Genomic DNA, 18425 nt, shown 5'->3' on the forward strand with positions numbered 1-18425 from the left:
TTTATTACGCTGAAATTTTATTGGCTACTTCGGTAGCCAACATTCAATCAGGCCTAGAATGGCGATTCAAGTGGAGTACTAGGACTCACTTTTGTCGAGGAGGGCTGAGGTGTGTGTTTAGGTGCTGTTGATTCTGCAGTTTTAGATTCTACAAGATCGGCAATACTATCCGATGTTGTGGAAGTCGAATCTGTCGTGGAATCAGATTCAGTATCTATCACTTTCTTTTTACGAGGCTTAATTGCGCCTGACGCGTTGCTACTATTCGGGTTACCAGGATCTTTATCAATCCAGCTTTCTGGCGTATTGGCGAGTGCTTTGGCCATATATTCGCTCCAAATCGGCAGGGCAGCAACGCCCCCAAATTCTTTACGACCCAGTGTACGAGGCTGGTCAAAACCGACCCATGCAACCGCGACTAGCGTTGGATTGAAACCAGAGAACCATGCGTCTTTAGCATCATTGGTTGTTCCTGTTTTACCGCCTATGTCATTACGACCCAGTTTCATCGCCGCATAACCCGTACCATGTTGAATCACGTCACGCAAAATGCTGGCCATGTCATAGGCTGTTTTAGCGGTCAGTACACGTTCAGCACGACGATAATTCGCAGGTAGTGGAGTGGTTGCAGGTGAAGATGCCGGATTGTCTGTTGAGTTGATGCTGCCATCTGGGTTACTGGTCAGTACCGTCGGCGCGGCACTGCTTGCATCAGGCTGTACGCTACTTGCATCAGATAGGTCTTGCTGGTCTGGATTATTGGCTGCGTCGCAACTGCGGCAAACGCGAACTGGGTCTGCCTTGAAAAGTACATCGCCTTTGAAGCTTTCGACACGTTCAATAAAGTAAGGCTGGATACGATAACCGCCATTAGCAAAAGCGGCATAACCCGTGGCGACTTGGATAGGTAAGGCTTGTGCTGCCCCTAAAGCAAGCGCTAGGTTCTTAGGCAGTTTGTCTTCCATAAAACCAAAGTGTGTCAAATGCTCAACGGCTTTATTGATTCCAACGGCCTGCAATAAGCGAACAGAAACCAGATTTCGGGATAGATACAATGCTCGGCGTAAGGTAATGGGTCCCATAAACTTGCCATCAGAGTTTTGTGGGCGCCAATTGCCGACCTGTAGGGGCGCGTCATTGATAATGCTATAAGGTGTGAAACCACGCTCTAAGGCCAAGGAGTAGATGAACGGCTTGATGTTAGAACCAGGTTGTCTCCAGCCCTGCATACTGCGGTTAAAGTTGCTTTTTGCGAAGTCATAACCCCCGACAACCGCTTGAATGGCACCGTCATTCGGGTCTAGGGAGACGAGCTGTGCTTCGGCTGCTGGAATCTGCGTGAGTGTCCAGTTGATCCGTGACCATGCTGCTTTAGACAGGTCTAGTTTGGGTTGGGAGGGCTCTTCTGTTTTGGCTTTTGTTGCATCAGGTGCTGGATCATCAAGGTCCGCAGCGTCTGCTGGGTCATTCGTCTTGGCGGATGATTTATTTTGTGCATTCAAATATTGTTGGATTTGATCGGCGGTGAGATCCGATGGACGCACACGAATAATATCGTTCACATGAACAATTTCAGATGCATTGCTGGGCGCACCACCAACACGATCTGTCGAATAATATTTTCGTGCCCACGACATTCCGCTCCACGGTACTGTGATGGTCAATCCATTACTAAACACAGCATCAAAACTTTGTTTGGATACTTTAGTGACTTGTACAGGCCACATGTTGTTAATCACATAATGATCCGCGAGGGGTTTGGCATTGGATTCTGCACCACGCCAGCCGTGACGATGATCATATGCCTCAAGCCCTTTATGAACAGCATCTTCTGCCATTTTTTGGCGATCCGATGGGATTGTGGTGTAAACGCGATAGCCCGAGTTGAGTACATCTTCACCAAATTCTTCGACCATTGCACTACGAACCATTTCGGCTACATAAGGCATGTCAACATCAAGACGTTTAGTATTGGCGCTGTAGTTCAGCGCAAGGGGCGCATTAATATTTTCTTGATATTGGGCTTGGTTAATAAATCCCAGTTGCAGCATACGTCCAATAATCCAGTTACGTCGTTCGATCGCACGATCTGGGTCATTGACAGGATTGTATTTAGTCGGTGCTTTAGGTAGTCCTGCAATCATGGCCATTTCTGCAATGGTCAGGTCCTTTAAAGGTTTGTGGTAATACACTTTGGCCGCTGCGGCAATGCCGTATGCGTGTTGTCCTAAAAATATTTTATTCACATAAAGTGTAAAAATTTCTTGTTTATTCAGGTTTTGTTCAATCTTTCGGGCTAGAAAAATTTCTGTTAATTTTCGTTTGAGGGTCCGTTCTGGGCTTAAGTAGAAATTCTTGGCAACCTGCATGGTGATGGTCGATCCACCTGATTGCCCACTACCGCTTTGCATTGCTTCCGTCACTGCGCGGCCGAGTCCCTTAAAACTGACACCGTTATGAGTGAAAAAAGAGGAATCTTCCGCTGCTAGAAAAGCATTGACCATGAGTGGCGGGATTTCATCATACGTGACAGGCCGCGATATCTTTTCACCGAATTCGCCAATCAATTTATTGTCTTTTGAATAGACTTGCAGAGGAATTGCGACAGGCGCTGACTTGAGCTGAGCGATGTCTGGCAAGCTTGGAGCAATAAAGAGATAGAGCCCATAAAATCCAATGGGAAGAGCCAGTAGGAGCACCAGTAATAGTGCAAATAGTGGGTGGATTCGGCCTGCGCAAGATAGCTTTTTCATGACAAGTGAGTTTTAATGCCTTAAGTCAAGGTTGACGCCGTAGTATACCCACAACAAACAAGGATGGCATCTTATTGCTTTTATTTAAGTCTTCCCCCCGATTTATTTTTTGAACGCACTTGTAATGCTGCAAAAGGCGTGTTATCACTATCCTATAGCTGAATTGTTACTAGATGTATTGGATATTCGGTGATTCTGTTGGCACTTTGTGTTGTTTGAGTGTGATTGTGTTGCCAGCTTAGGGTTTATGGATGTTTTAAACGGAATTATTCCATAAAAAATATTTGTAACTTGAGTGCTGAAACGCATTCAAAACAAACCTAGTTTTTTGTAAATGTGGAGTGGCGACTAGGCACTGTTTTTACGTAGCTTCTTGTATTTGAAGCGACGAGTAGGTAGTTAGGTGGATTGCTGGTTACGGCTTTTCAAATTTGGACAGAACAATAAAAGGGAATTTAATGTGTTTTCCTTTGGACGCAAACAAAATTCTAGCCTAGTAGGGTTAGACATCAGCACGACGTCTGTCAAGCTTTTAGAGCTCAGTATTCGTGATGGTCGCTATTATGTCGAAAGTTACGGCTCAGAGGCTCTTCCTCCAAATGCAGTAGTTGAGAAAAATATTGCTGATGTTGAAGTGGTTGGAGAGGCTATTGGTCAGCTCGTAAGACGTGCTAGCCCAAGATCTTCTCAGGCAGCTGTTGCTGTAGCAGGGTCCGCTGTGATCACTAAACTGATCGATATGGAAGCGGATATGACGGACGATGAGCGTGAAATGCAGATTCGTTTGGATGCCGATCAATATATTCCTTACCCGTTGTCTGAAGTCAACTTGGATTTCGAAGTGCTTGGTCCGTCTGCTGTTGTGCCTGGACGGGTTAGCGTATTGCTTGCGGCTTCGCGTTCAGAAAATATTGAACAGCGTGTCGATGTGCTTGAGATTGGTAATTTAACTGCCAAAGTGGTTGATGTTGAATCTTACGCAATTGAACGCACCTTTGGTTTAATGGTTGATGCCCTACCTGATAGTCCAGATATTGTCGCGATTGTTGATATCGGTCATACGATGACGACGCTTAACGTGCTACGTCATGATCAGATCATCTATACCCGTGAACAACTCTTTGGCGGCAAGCAACTGACAGAGGATATTCAACGTCGCTATGGTTTGTCTTTTGAGGAAGCCAGCCGTTCAAAAAAAGAAGGCAATCTTCCTGACGATTACGAGCCTGAAGTGCTGATTCCGTTTATGGAATCCATTGCACAACAAGTCACTCGTTCTCTGCAGTTTTTCTTCTCGTCTAGTCAATATAACGATGTCGATCATATTTTGCTAGCTGGTGGCAGTGCCAGTATTCCGGGGCTTGCACGCTTGATTCAAGATAAGTTAGGCAATCGAGTAAGCGTGGCTAATCCATTTACTCATATGGGTTTTGCCCCTCAAATCGATACCAATGCGATTGGAAATGATGCACCTGCGCTCATTATCGCCTGTGGACTTGCGCTCAGGAGTTTTGATTAATCATGGCACAAATTAATTTACTTCCCTGGCGCGAAGCTCAGCGTGAGCAGCGCAAAAAAGAATTTATGCTCACGGGTGGCGCTATTTTTGTTTTGGCTTTGATTCTGTCTGTTTTGGTCTGGATGGTCTTTAAACATTATCTTGATGAACAGCTCCAAGCCAATCAACAGATTACTACTGCAAATGCAGCACTCGATACGAAGCTGAAAGATTTGGCGCAATTACAGTCCAGACGTGATGACATTGTTTCACGGATGAAAGTGATTCAAGATTTACAAGGCCAGCGTCCAGTTGTGGTTCGTATTTTCGATGAATTGCCAAGATTGACGCCGAGTCATGTCTATATCACTAAATTTGCACGGAAAGATGACAAGTTTACGATCGAAGGCCGAGCACAAAGTCCAAATGATGTATCTGAGTTTTTACGTAATTTGGAAGCATCTCCATGGTTCCGGAATGCATTTATGAATTCATTTCAAGGTGCTGTAGAGCCCGCTACGCCAGTGTCTGGCGGTGTTGTGCCGAGAGCAGAGGATAGCTATGGTCAGTTTGTGATTTCAGTTGATTTGCAACTTCCTGAAACTGATGTAAAAGGACAAGGAGCTTCGACTGCGAAGCATTTAGGAGGTGCATCATGAAGGCGGACAATAACCCTCTAGCAGCTAAGTCGATTTCAAAAAAATTCTCCTTTGAGGAGTTTAGTAATAGTTTTAAATCGCTAGATCCGCAGAATATGGGGAACTGGCCCCTCCCAGTAAAAATTACTGCATTTATTTTTATCGGTGTTTTTGTATTTGTGCTTGCTTATCTTTTATTGATTGCTCCTGTACGCGAGGATATTGCAGCGGCTGAAGCGCAGGAGCGAAGTTTATTAAATGATTATCGTGACAAGGATTCAAAACTTCGAAATTTGTTGCAATATCAGAAACAAGTCGAAGAAATGGAGTCTACCTTTGGTCAATTGTTACAGCAACTTCCTAAAGAAACTGAAATTCCTGGGCTGGTTGAAGATATTAATTATACCGGTGTAGGCAGTGGCTTGCAGTTCGATAAAATTAATGTAGAAAAAGAAGTGACAAAGGACTTCTTTATTGAATTGCCAATGACGATCAAAGGTCGTGGTGACTATCATTCATTTGGTGCTTTTGTCAGTGCCTTGGCTGCATTACCACGGATTGTGACCATTGATGATTTTGATATTTCTCCAATTAATGATAAATCAAAATCTGAAATACCGGTCTTGGGTTTGACCGTGAATGCAAAAACTTATCGTTATAACGATAAAGTCGATTCCAAAAATAAACCCAAAAGCCCGCAGGATGCCGCAAAGAAAACAGGGAGTGCATCATGAAGCGTAGAGTGATGACAGAAAATAAAAGTTCCCAATGGCAAATTCGATCAAAAAATGCACCGAAAATTTTGATTTTTGGTGGGGTGCTGTTAGTGGGTATGTTATCAACCGGTTGTAGCTCGCGGGTTGATGGTGTTGCAATGGAAATGCAGAAAATCCATAACGAGCCGACCTTACCCATTACACCTGCACCTGTGTTCTTGCCAGTACCCACGTTCACGTATGCAGCACAAGGATTTCGGAGTCCATTTATTGCACTGAGTCTTGCAGAAGAAATGAAGGTTATGGCTGGACGTCATGTGATGCCTGATTTGAGTCGACCATTACAGTTTTTAGAGCAATTTCCATTAGAAAATCTACGTATGCGTGGAACGATACATAATCAAAAAGGTCCTCTTTATGGTTTGATTGAAGATCCTCAAGGTGGTGTGCTTCGCGTTCAAGTTGGTAACTATTTAGGGAAAAATTATGGGCGTATTGTGGGAATTACACCTACCCAAGTTAACTTGGTTGAAATTGTCCCTGATGGAAAGGATGGTTTTGTTGAGCGGCCACGTAGCCTAATCATGGTTGATGCAGGCGGATAAAAAATTTTGAGGATAACGATGATGAGCAGTAGCAGCATGGTAAGTCAAATGCTATCGAATTGGTTGGGTCAAGGGGTAAATGACATGGAAGTTAGAGGTGTTAAAGAGTCAGCACGTGACCTTAAAAAGGTTTTCGACCGGGAAGTTGGGCATGAGTTGGCGATGCGCTCAGTCGCACGTCGTTTTGTGATAAAAGCATTGCCTATGCATTTGGCTATTGTGAGCGCTTGTGCGATTACGATGACAGCCTATGCAAGTAGTACGGTGACGCTCACTGGAATAAACACGACGGCATTGCCTAATAATGAGACTGAACTTCGTCTTGCATTTGATGGTACTCCACCTAATCCGCAAGCTTATCAATTAGACAAGCCAGCACGCTTGGTCGTAGATTTGCCTAATGCAAAAAGTAGTTTAGCGAGTCGTTATCAGGATATTGGTTCAGGAAATGCACGTAGCTTGGCTGTTGTCGATAATGCAGAGAGAACTCGTTTAGTTGTAAACTTGAGTCAAGCCAGTGGATATTCAACACGTGTTGAAGGGAATACTTTGGTATTGAAAGTTGGCGGTACTAAAGTATCAGCTGCTAAAGCTGTCGCGACACCTACATCAGTAAATACTGCGATGCCTGTTGCTGGAAACAAAAACATCGCCTATGAAGTAACAGATGTTGACTTTCGTCGTGGCGGTGCAGGAGAGGGTAATGTTCTCATTGCGCTGAATAACCCGAATGCACCTGTCGATGTTCAGCAGCAAGGGACTAAAATCATTGCGCGTTTTTTGGGTACGAAGTTGCCTGAGCGTTTACGTCGTCGTTTAGACGTGAATGATTTCGGCACTCCAATTAAAACTATTGATGCTTATAATGAAGGCAATAATGGCATATTGGTGATTCAGCCACAGGGGGATTTCGAGTATCTGGCCTATCAGGCAGATAATAAACTCACCATCAGTGTAAAGCCAGTCGTTCAGCAAAAGACGGCTGAAGCCAAACTCCCAACTTATACTGGACAAAAGTTATCATTAAACTTTCAAGATATTGAAGTGCGTTCAGTTTTACAATTAATCGCTGATTTTACTGGCCTTAATTTGGTTGCCAGCGATACCGTTGCAGGGAAAATTACGATCCGTTTACAGAACGTTCCTTGGGATCAGGCTTTAGATATTGTGTTAAAAACCAAAGGTCTAGATAAACGTCGCAATGGTAATGTGATTATGATTGCGCCTGCGGATGAACTAGCGGCACGTGAAAAGATTGAAATTCAAAATAATCGCCAAGTTGAACAACTGGCACCGTTGACGACGCAATATATTCAATTGAGTTATGCAAAGGCAAGTGATCTACTTCTGTTAATTACCTCTGGGCGTAATAATGGTGGAGGAGGTAATGGCTCTAATGGAATTGGTTCTGGAGGGGATGCAAACGTAGGAAGCTTACTTTCTCCTCGGGGAACTGTATCGATTGACGCGCGCACCAATACTCTTATTGTGCAAGATACAGCAGTAACGATTGATAAAGTCCGTGAAATGATTGCGCGTCTTGATGTTCCTATTAAGCAAGTTATGATTGAGGCTCGGATTGTACGTGCTTCAGATACCTTTAGTAAGGAATTAGGCGTGCAATGGGGTATTCTCTCTCACGGTACGGCAAGTCGACCAAATTTATTGGTTGGTGGTAATGAGACAACATTGTTTGACCTACGTAATCCGCAAAGTTCGACTTTGAATGGTCAAACAGGGGTGAGTTATACCATTACCCGACCCGATAATTTGAGTGTGGATTTAGCTGCGACGGGTTCTGGTGCCAGTAGTATTGCACTGGGTGTGATGAGCATCTCTGATATTATGCTGGATTTAACCTTATCAGCGCTTCAAGCTGATGGTAAAGGTGAGGTTATCGCGACACCTAAAGTTTTAACTTTAGATAAGCAAAAAGCCCGGGTTGCTGCGGGTACACAAATTCCATATCAGCAATCGACATCCAGTGGCGCAACCTCAGTTGCTTTTGTTAATGCTGAGCTCAGTTTAGAAGTCACACCAAGTATTACCCCTGATGGTCGTGTCGGAATGGATTTATTGGTCAACGCTGACAGTCCTGGCGATGCCGCTCCAAATGGGCAATTGACCATCAACACCAATCGATTACAAACAAATGTATTGGTTGATGATGGACAGACAGTTGTGTTGGGTGGTATTTTCCAGAATCAGATTTCAAGTAGTACGACTAAAGTTCCATTCTTAGGCGATTTGCCTTATCTTGGTCGTTTATTTAGACATACACTTCAGTCTAATAATAAACAAGAAATGCTGATTTTTGTCACACCACGTTTGGTCAATAGCACCACTCAGGTGAATCAAAGTGCTAAACCTTAAACTTTTAAGGTTTAGTCACTAAGCAGTTGATGCAGGGTGTTTTGATGCATAATGCAACAAAAGAGGCCCCCACCGATTCAACGACGAATGATCTACTTACGGGTAATTTATTCTTAGTTGGACCGATGGGGGCTGGTAAAACTACAGTAGGGCGGCACCTTGCCGATCTACTGGGTCGTACTTTTATTGATGCAGATCATGAAATTGAACGACGTACTGGCGCTACCATTCCTTGGATTTTTGAAAAGGAAGGCGAGGCGGGCTTTCGGCTGCGTGAAGAAGCAGTTATTGCTGAATTGACGGCAATGAATAACATCGTTTTGGCAACGGGTGGTGGTGCAGTGACCCGAGAACAAAGTCGTTTATATCTGCGTCAGAGAGGTACGGTTATTTATTTATATACGCCTGTTGCCATGCAGGTCGCAAGAACCTCTCGAGATCGTAATCGTCCTTTATTACAAACCACTAATCCTGAAGCACGCTTACGCGAATTGCTGACGATTAGAGATCCGCTTTATCGTTCGATTGCTCACCATGTCGTTATGACATTAGATGGTTCAGCAAGGGAGCTTGCTCAAAAGATTATTCAGATCATTCAACCAAACGCGATAAAATAACAATAAATGATGTCCTACCATTCGTGGTATATTTTTATCTACACTTTTGAATTCTTCCTTCTATGACGCAGCAATTGATTTCAGCCGATGCCGAATCTGCATTGATGACCGTACAAACCCTTCATGTTGCTTTAAATGAGCGTAGTTATCCGATCTATATTGGCGGAGATTTGTCTTTAGCTGAATATTTGTTGCCTCATATCGCTGGTCATCAAGTCATGATCGTGAGCAATACCGTTGTCGCACCTCTTTATTTAGCGCGTTATCGGGATGTTTTAAATGAGGCGGGAAAAACTGTAGCGGAGTGCATATTGCCGGATGGTGAGTCTTATAAGACGTTGGAAAGTCTTAACCTGATTTTTGATGCATTGATGTCGAATCGTTTTAATCGTGATTGTACCATCTTGGCTTTAGGTGGTGGTGTGGTTGGGGATATGGCAGGCTTTGCTGCAGCAAGTTTCCAACGCGGGGTGCACTTTGTGCAGGTGCCTACCACATTATTGTCTCAAGTGGATTCTAGTGTAGGTGGTAAAACGGGAGTAAATCACCCACTGGGTAAAAACATGATCGGGGCATTCAAACAGCCCAAAGCCGTCTTGGCTGATATGATGCTCTTGGGTTCCTTGCCTGATCGCGAATTATCTGCTGGTCTTGCTGAAGTGATTAAGTATGCTCTGATCGGAGACGAGGATTTTCTCGTCTGGTTGGAAACGCATATGACTGAACTTGTGGCGCGTAATCCTGCCAAACTTGCAGAGGCGGTTTATCGTTCATGTGCACATAAAGCTCGAATTGTAGCGGCCGATGAACACGAAATGGGTGAGCGTGCTCTGCTCAATTTGGGACACACTTTTGGTCATGCAATAGAGTCCTACATGGGGTATGGTCAGTGGTTGCATGGTGAGGCTGTTGCAGTAGGCATGCTCATGGCGGCTGATTTATCTGCTCGATTGGGTTGGATTAAGGCCCATGATGTTGTGCGTGTTCGCAATATATTGCGTGATGCGAATTTGCCTGTGAATGTGCCTGACATTGCACCAGATGACTTTTTGACACTGATGGGGCAAGATAAGAAGGTGTTAGAAGGGCGCCTTCGACTGGTGTTGCTGAAGAGAATCGGTGAAGGTGTTATTACTCGTGAATTTGATTTACAGCTATTAATGCAAACCCTGGGAAATAAAACTCCAGGCGTAGAGGTGATATGAGCTCAAATCTATCGGCACCAAAGCCGCCTAATTTTTATCCGAAGACGTGGTTTGTTTGTGCCATCATCATATTAGCGGCGAGCGCCATATTGTGGATTTGGCTACAACTCGCCAGTCGCGTGACTAAAGAGCGTTCCTTTGCGGAAACTGAAGCGGCGTCCAAAACAATCACGCCTGATCAGTTTCCTGCAAACTTAGGCACATTGTCCGATATTGTACCTGTATTGGATTTGACCAAAATTACTTCTAATAGACCTGAAGCTGCACATGCTGCTGAATTTAAAGCATTGGCGTTTATCACTGAGCATCAGAGTGATTGGACGCTGCAAGTGATGAATGTTTCTCAAGAAAGCGTGATTACAGATTTTTTAGCAAAACGTTCAGACCGTTCGCGTTTTCAGTATTTTCGCTATAACAAAGGCGGAAAAGACGAAAGTTTTATTTTGACTTACGGCGCATTCCCTGCCATACAGACGGCTTTAGGCGCTGCGCAAACCATGGATTTTGGCTTGCCATCCAGCGTGAAAGCTTTTCCTGAGCGTTTTTCAACCTATCGACCTTTTGTGAGTGATAGTGATGAAAATATGGTGGAGTCTTCTGCAAACTCCCCGCGTCAAGTGAAGCTCAGACCGGTTGCTATTCCTCCTCCAACGGACGCGATTGAAGATAAGCTCGCTGAGATTGCAGCCGAGTCTTCTGCTGCAATGACTACGTCGCCTACACCAACATCTAAGACTGCTCTACCGGCGAATGTCGATGGCTTTAGCGGGCTTCCTGATGCGCCTGCGCCAGATCCAGTTGCTCCAGCGCCGAATAACTCGAAAAAAGGTGCAGCTTCTTCTACAGGGGCTGTACAGGATCCCTTTAATTAAATTGATTCTGTGGTGGATGTCTTTTGGTATAAAAAAGCGTCAGAAATGGCGCTTTTTTATGGGTGCAGAATACATCAATGAAGCTGTATTTATTTGCGTGATGTTAGGTATTTTTTGGTGTTTGAGGGGCGAGGGAGCATGTGCAAAGCGTTGGATAAATGCGATAATATGCTTGTGTTGCATTTATGTTGTATTTAATAAATCAAGCATTGCATTTGAGTACGCGTGAGTTTTTCTTTACACTATTAAGCCGTTTTGTCTGTCATCGTTTATTTTGTCGTGCTACTTTGGACGATGAAACTGGTTGCATGTCTTAATGATTCACTAACGTATAGGATGGATGAGTCAGGTTTTCGCATGACCGCCATAACAAGTTTGACAAGCGTCTAGTGTCGTAACCAGTATCTATTGTGTTGTTTTGATATTTCTTTTGCTTTCTATTTAAGGGTACGCCATGCATATGTCGCCGCTCGCTACATCTTCTTCGGAAGCCCATTGCTCATCTGAATCGATTTCTGATGCAGCAGTGACGGGTCTGTATCAACCTGAAGATTTTCGGGATAACTGTGGCTTTGGTCTGATTTCCCACATGCAGGGTCAGGCAAGTCATCATTTACTTCAGACAGCGATTCACAGCTTAAGCTGTATGACCCATCGTGGCGGTATTGCGGCAGATGGTAAAACGGGTGACGGATGCGGTTTGCTATTGGCGATGCCAAAAGACTTTTTCCGCGCAGAAGCAAAGAAACTTGGCGTCACTTTGCCTGAGTTATTTGCTGTAGGTACGATTTTTCTCAATACTGATGCAACCTTGGCACAACATTCCCGCGAGATTCTGGCTGCGGAAGTCACTAAAGAAGGCCTGACGGTTGCGACGTGGCGTCCTGTTCCGATCAATGTGGACATTTTAGGTGAAATTGCGCTGCGTTCATTACCTGCATTTGATCAGTTGATCGTTGCAGCACCCGACGGCATGGAAGCTCCAGAGTTCAATCGTAAATTGTTCTTGGCGCGTCGTCGTGCAGAGAGTCAATTGACGCACGATCCTTTGTTTTATGTAACATCGCTTGCTAGTACGGTGATCAGCTATAAAGGCTTGATGATGCCGAAGGATATCGCATCCTTTTACTTGGACTTGAGTGATGAGCGCTTAACATCCCATATCGTGGTTTTCCATCAGCGCTTCTCTACCAATACAGCGCCACGTTGGGCTTTAGCTCAACCTTTCCGTTACTTGGCGCACAATGGTGAGATCAACACCATCACAGCAAACCGTAACTGGTCTGTTGCGCGTACACCAAAATTTGAAAACCCATTGTTACCTGGTTTGCTAGATGTTAAACCGTTAGTGAATCGCACGGGTTCAGACTCTTCAAGCTTGGATAATATGCTGGAGATTTTGGTCGGTGGCGGCATGGATATGTTCCGCGCACTGCGTATGCTTGTTCCACCAGCATGGCAGAACGTTGAAACCATGGATGCAGATTTACATGCATTTTATGAGTTCAACTCTAAGCACATGGAAGCTTGGGATGGTCCTGCGGGTCTGGTGATACAGGATGGTCGTCATGCAATCTGTATGCTCGATCGTAATGGTCTGCGTCCCGCGCGCTGGGTGATTACCAAAAACGGTTACATCACCCTCGCTTCTGAAATTGGTGTTTGGGATTATAAGCCTGAAGATGTGGTGTCTAAAGGTCGTGTGGGTCCTGGTCAGATTCTAGTTGCGGATACGCAAACTGGTGAGCTACTGCGCACCGTTGATATCGATAACCGCTTGAAATCAACCCATCCCTACAAGAAGTGGTTGCGTGACCACGCTGTTCATATCAAGACTGACGATGATCTCGAAGAAAGCCTGCAAGAGTTTGGTCTGAAAGGCGATGCACTGAAAGCCGCGCAAAAAATGTTCTTGATCAGCTTTGAAGAGCGTGATCAGATCATTCGCCCATTGGCTGAAAGTGGTCAAGAAGCGGTTGGTTCGATGGGGGATGATACGCCGATGGCAGTATTGTCACGTCAAGTTCGTCACGTAGCAGACTTCTTCCGTCAACAGTTTGCCCAAGTCACTAACCCACCAATCGATCCGTTACGTGAATCGATAGTGATGTCGCTTGAGAGCTCGTTGGGTCGTGAACAGAATGTGTTTGAGCAATCCCCTGAGCATGCTGAGCGTGTGATTGTTTCTAGCCCAATTTTGTCCGCGAGCAAAATGCATCAGCTTCGTACGCTTGATCGTGCGGAATATCAGATGCACACCATTGATCTAAACTATCCAGAAGCGGAAGGTTTGGAAGCGGCTCTACGTCGTATTTGTGTTGAAGCGGCTGATGCGGTACGCGGCGGGGCAACGTTTATCAACCTTTCTGACCGTAATATTCGTGAAGGCTATCTGCCTGCGAATGCGATTTTGGCAACGGGTGCTGTGCATCATTATTTGTCTGAACAGGCAGTACGCGCTGACGGTAATATTCTGGTTGAAACCGGTTTAGCTCGCGATCCACATCATTTTGCTGTATTACTCGGGTTTGGTGCCAGCGCGATTTATCCGTACCTTGCGTATGACGTAATCAATGATCTGATTGCCAAAGGTGATTTGCTGGGTGATCCACTGTATGCACAAAACAATTTCCGTAAGGGGATTGATAAGGGCTTGCTGAAAATTCTCTCAAAAATGGGGATTTCAACGGTTGCATCTTATCGCGCTGGTCAATTATTTGAAGCGATTGGTTTGTCGCGCCCTGTGGTTGATCTTTGCTTTAAAGGTGTACCAAGCCGTATCGAAGGTGCGCGTTTCGTTGATCTGGAAAACGATCAAAAGAAACTGGCAGCCTTGGCATGGCAAACCCGTAAGCCGATTGAACAAGGCGGTTTGCTGAAGTTTGTCTTTAATAAAGAATACCATGCCTTTAACCCTGACGTGATTAACAACCTACATACTGCCGTACGTTCAGGTAAGTTTGAGGACTATCAGTTATACGCTGATCTGGTCAACAAGCGACCTACAGCGACTTTACGTGATTTACTGGGTCTTGATACCAGCAACAGCATTGCAGTTGAAGATGTCGAACCAATTGAAGCGATTCTGCCGCGTTTTGACTCTGCGGGCATGTCACTGGGTGCGTTGTCTCCTGAAGCGCATGAGTCGATTGCCATTGCGATGAATACCATTGGTGGTCGTTCGAACTCTGGTGAGGGCGGCGAAGATCCAGCACGTTACGGCACGATTAAGAACTCAAAAATTAAACAGGTGGCTTCAGGTCGCTTCGGTGTAACCCCTGCATATTTATCTTCAGCAGAAGTGCTGCAGATTAAAGTGGCGCAGGGTGCAAAACCAGGTGAAGGTGGTCAGTTGCCTGGTGGAAAAGTGAATGCCCTGATTGCGCGTTTGCGTTACTCAGTACCAGGCGTGACCTTGATTTCTCCGCCGCCACATCATGATATTTACTCTATCGAAGACTTATCGCAATTGATTTTTGACTTGAAACAAGTCAATCCAAAAGCGCTGGTTTCGGTGAAGTTAGTATCGGGCCCAGGCGTGGGAATGATTGCTGCTGGTGTAGCTAAAGCCTATGCTGATTTGATCACGATTTCCGGTTATGACGGTGGTACAGCCGCATCTCCATTGTCATCCATTCACTATGCAGGATCACCATGGGAGCTCGGTTTATCTGAAGCGCATCAAGCCCTGCGTGTGAATAACTTACGTGGTAAAGTCCGTGTGCAAACCGATGGTGGTTTGAAAACAGGTTTGGACGTGGTCAAAGCCGCAATCTTGGGTGCAGAGTCTTTCGGCTTTGGTTCCACGCCGATGATCGCCTTGGGTTGTAAATACCTGCGTATTTGTCACTTGAATAACTGTGCGACAGGTGTGGCAACACAGCAGGATCACTTGCGTAAAGAGCATTACATCGGCGAACCTGAAATGCTGATCAATTTCTTCCATTTTATCGCGCAAGAAACGCGTGTATGGATGGCGGCGCTTGGTGTTAAGAGTCTGAAAGACTTGATAGGACGCACTGACTTGCTGACTTGTTTGGAAGGCCAAACCGATAAGCAGAACCATTTGGACTTGCGTCCAATATTGACTACACATGCTTCTGCAAAAGGCAATGATCAGTACTGTACCTCAGCACGTAATGAACCGTTTGATCGTGGTGTCCTTGCCGAACAGATGGTCATGGATATGCAAAATGCCATCACAGCTAAGTCTGGTGGTACGTTCAGCTATAAAATCATGAACGGCAATCGCTCGATTGGCGCGCGCTTGTCTGGTGAGATTGCCAAGTTACATGGCGACCTTGGCATGAGCAATCAACCGATTACCCTAAAGCTTCATGGCACTGCAGGACAGTCACTGGGTGTGTGGAATGCGGGTGGTTTGCATATCGAGCTTGAAGGCGATGCCAACGACTACGTCGGTAAAGGCATGGCTGGCGGTCAGATTTCGATTTATCCACCGAAAGGCTCTCCATTTAAATCGCAAGATACTGCGATTATTGGAAATACCTGTTTGTACGGCGCAACGGGCGGCAAGCTTTTTGCAGCAGGAACAGCAGGTGAGCGTTTCGCAGTGCGTAACTCGGGTTGTCATGCAGTGATCGAAGGTGCGGGTGATCATTGCTGTGAATACATGACTGGTGGTCTTGTGACCGTGTTAGGTCGTACTGGCCTGAACTTTGGTGCGGGGATGACCGGTGGTTTTGCTTACGTACTCGATTTAGAAGGTGACTTCTTTGATCGTTGCAACCATGAGCTGATTGACTTGAACCGTATCAGTTCAGAATCGACCGAAGAGCATCGTCAGCATTTGGTTGAAGTACTTGAAGAGTATGTCGAAGCAACGGGCAGTGCGTGGGGCCAACAGTTGCTGGATGAGTTTGATGAGTTCAGCCGTAAGTTCTGGCTGGTCAAACCGAAGGCCGCTAGCCTTGCCAGTTTGTTGAAAACGACCAAAGCTGATCCACAATAAGGCTTGGCTCATCAATCACACGATTTTATTCGCGTGATTGATGAGATCGTCATAAATTGGTTGTTGATTCGCTATAGAATACGCAGCAATCGCATAAGCAAGAATAATCTGTCAGCGTATTGAACGATATTTACGATTTAATGCAATAGCAGGCACGCACGCGCAATCGTGCTGACCCAGTGAGGATGACACATGGCTGATCGCCTAAGTAATGATTTTCAGTTTCTCGATGTTGCAAGACAAGAGCCTGAGAAAAAAGATATTGATACGCGTACGACTGCATTTGTTGAGATTTATCAACCTTTTGAAAAAGTAGAAGTTGCTAATCAATCTCATCGTTGTTTGGACTGTGGCAATCCATACTGTGAATGGAAATGCCCAGTACACAACTATATCCCCAATTGGCTCAAGCTGATTAGCGAAGGACAGTTGTTCCAAGCGGCTGAATTATCGCATCAAACCAATACTTTGCCTGAAGTGTGTGGTCGTGTTTGCCCTCAAGATCGTTTGTGTGAAGGCGCATGTACGCTAAATGACGGCTTTGGAGCGGTGACGATCGGAAATACCGAAAAATATATTACAGATACCGCTTTTGCGATGGGTTGGCGCCCTGATATGTCCAAAGTCGTTTGGACTGATAAAAAAGTGGCGATCATTGGTGCTGGCCCTGCGGGTCTGGGCTGTGCAGACGTACTTGTGCGTGCTGGTGTTAAACCTGTGGTTTTCGATAAAAACCCAGAAATTGGTGGTTTGCTCACTTTCGGTATCCCTGAATTCAAAATGGAAAAAGATGTGATGATTCGTCGTCGCACCATTTTTGAAGGCATGGGCATTGAATTCCGTTTGAACACCGATGTTGGTGTCGATGTAACCATTGATGAGTTATTAGCCGATTACGATGCCGTGTTCATGGGTATGGGCACATACACCTACATGAAAGGTGGTTTTGCCGGTGAAGAGTTAAATGGCGTCTATGATGCGCTGGATTACTTGATTGCCAATGTGAACCGTTGCCAAGGCTGGGAAAAGTCACCGACTGACTATATCAGCATGGAAGGTAAACGCGTCGTGATCTTGGGCGGCGGTGACACCGCGATGGATTGTAACCGTACCGCAATTCGCCAAGGTGCGTCGCATGTCGCATGTGCGTACCGCCGTGATGAAGAAAATATGCCCGGTTCACGCCGTGAAGTGAAGAATGCGCGTGAAGAAGGTGTTGAATTCCTGTTTAACCGTCAACCAATCGAAATTGTTGGCGATGCTAATGGCGTGATTGGTGTGAAGGTTGTGACCACACAATTGGGCGAAGCAGACAGCCGTGGTCGTCGCAGTCCTGAGCCAATCCCAGGCTCAGAAGAAATTCTGCCTGCTGATGCCGTGATCTTGGCTTTTGGTTTCCGCCCAAGTCCAGCGGCATGGCTTGCAAGCCAGTCTGTAACGTTAGATGGCTCTGGTCGTGTGACTGCACCGGAACATCAAGCATTCCCATTCCAAACCAGCAATCCAAAGATTTTTGCCGGTGGTGATATGGTGCGTGGTTCTGATCTGGTCGTTACCGCAATTTGGGAAGGTCGCCAAGCGGCGGAAGGAATTCTGGATTATCTGAAGATCTAATGGTTGATTGAATTTAGATTGTATGAATAAAAATGCTCATCATCAGATGAGCTTTTTTTATGATCAAGGGTGATTGTTAGACTTAAAATCCAGCTACACTTAAAGAATGACTATCGAAAAATAAAAGAAATCATTATGAATAGACCTTCTTTTTCTACTGTTGTTTTGATTTTACTGGTGTCATTTGGTGCTTATCATTGGTGGAATAAGCAACATGCACAGACCCTAATTGCGCAAAATGATTCTACACAAGATATGGATTCAGTCCGTGCAAATAATGCAGCACGTCAGGGACGCGAAGTGATTCATCTGTATACCGCGACATGGTGTGGCTACTGTAAGCATTTAAAGGCGAGTCTTGATGCGAGCGGTGCACCCTATTTGGACCACGATGTTGAAAATTCCGTTGAAGGTAAGCGTTATGCCGAAGAAAATCATATTTCAGGTGTACCCGTGACGGTTGTCGGTCATGAGACGGTTGATGGTTTAGATGTCGATCGCTTGCAGTCAGTTTTTTATCATGCAGGGTATGATGTGAAGGGGTTAGAGATGTGAGTAACAA

12 protein-coding genes are annotated in these 18425 nt (G+C 45.3%); 11 read left to right on the forward strand and 1 reads right to left on the reverse strand.

Annotated elements, in window-relative coordinates; all coding sequences use genetic code 11:
• Positions 1 to 53 precede the first annotated feature (53 nt).
• Positions 54 to 2753 carry a penicillin-binding protein 1A gene (locus HYN46_RS03010; protein ID WP_114898042.1) on the reverse strand — a complete coding sequence of 900 codons (2700 nt, stop codon included), beginning with the start codon at positions 2751 to 2753 and terminating at the stop codon, positions 54 to 56.
• Positions 2754 to 3213: 460 nt separating this feature from the next.
• Between HYN46_RS03010 and HYN46_RS03015 the strand changes: the two genes are divergently transcribed.
• From HYN46_RS03015 to HYN46_RS03070, 11 genes are all read left to right on the forward strand, one after another.
• Complete coding sequence (locus tag HYN46_RS03015; RefSeq protein ID WP_114898043.1) at positions 3214 to 4272, forward strand: pilus assembly protein PilM; 1059 nt, start codon at positions 3214 to 3216, stop codon at positions 4270 to 4272.
• A gap of 2 nt (positions 4273 to 4274) precedes the next feature.
• Positions 4275 to 4910 (forward strand): PilN domain-containing protein, encoded by a 636-nt coding sequence (locus tag HYN46_RS03020; RefSeq protein ID WP_114898044.1) that lies wholly within the window; start codon positions 4275 to 4277, stop codon positions 4908 to 4910.
• Positions 4907 to 5623, forward strand: a complete 717-nt coding sequence (locus HYN46_RS03025) for a type IV pilus inner membrane component PilO (RefSeq protein WP_114898045.1) — start codon at positions 4907 to 4909, stop codon at positions 5621 to 5623. Before HYN46_RS03020 ends, HYN46_RS03025 begins: the two co-directional genes overlap by 4 nt.
• 98 nt (positions 5624 to 5721) lie before the next feature.
• Positions 5722 to 6210, forward strand: a complete 489-nt coding sequence (locus HYN46_RS03030) for a pilus assembly protein PilP (protein ID WP_228254924.1) — start codon at positions 5722 to 5724, stop codon at positions 6208 to 6210.
• 162 nt (positions 6211 to 6372) lie between these two features.
• Positions 6373 to 8583, forward strand: coding sequence for a type IV pilus secretin PilQ (gene pilQ / locus HYN46_RS03035; RefSeq protein WP_407640785.1), 2211 nt, complete (start codon positions 6373 to 6375; stop codon positions 8581 to 8583).
• A gap of 44 nt (positions 8584 to 8627) precedes the next feature.
• Positions 8628 to 9200: a shikimate kinase AroK gene (gene aroK / locus HYN46_RS03040; protein ID WP_114900556.1), complete on the forward strand. Its 573-nt coding sequence runs from the start codon at positions 8628 to 8630 to the stop codon at positions 9198 to 9200.
• Between the two features lie 104 nt (positions 9201 to 9304).
• Positions 9305 to 10405 (forward strand): 3-dehydroquinate synthase, encoded by a 1101-nt coding sequence (gene aroB / locus HYN46_RS03045; RefSeq protein WP_114900557.1) that lies wholly within the window; start codon positions 9305 to 9307, stop codon positions 10403 to 10405.
• The gene (locus HYN46_RS03050; protein WP_114898046.1) at positions 10402 to 11277 is read left to right on the forward strand and encodes a hypothetical protein; all 876 of its coding nucleotides are present in this window, start codon (positions 10402 to 10404) and stop codon (positions 11275 to 11277) included. Before aroB ends, HYN46_RS03050 begins: the two co-directional genes overlap by 4 nt.
• A gap of 460 nt (positions 11278 to 11737) precedes the next feature.
• The gene (gltB, locus tag HYN46_RS03060; protein ID WP_114900558.1) at positions 11738 to 16249 is read left to right on the forward strand and encodes a glutamate synthase large subunit; all 4512 of its coding nucleotides are present in this window, start codon (positions 11738 to 11740) and stop codon (positions 16247 to 16249) included.
• Between the two features lie 192 nt (positions 16250 to 16441).
• Positions 16442 to 17863 carry an FAD-dependent oxidoreductase gene (locus tag HYN46_RS03065; RefSeq protein WP_114898048.1) on the forward strand — a complete coding sequence of 474 codons (1422 nt, stop codon included), beginning with the start codon at positions 16442 to 16444 and terminating at the stop codon, positions 17861 to 17863.
• Positions 17864 to 17998: 135 nt separating this feature from the next.
• Complete coding sequence (locus tag HYN46_RS03070; protein ID WP_114898049.1) at positions 17999 to 18418, forward strand: glutaredoxin family protein; 420 nt, start codon at positions 17999 to 18001, stop codon at positions 18416 to 18418.
• The last annotated feature ends 7 nt before the right edge of the window (positions 18419 to 18425 follow it).

This window comes from Aquirhabdus parva (assembly GCF_003351745.1).
Taxonomy (GTDB): Bacteria; Pseudomonadota; Gammaproteobacteria; order Pseudomonadales; family Moraxellaceae; genus Aquirhabdus; species Aquirhabdus parva.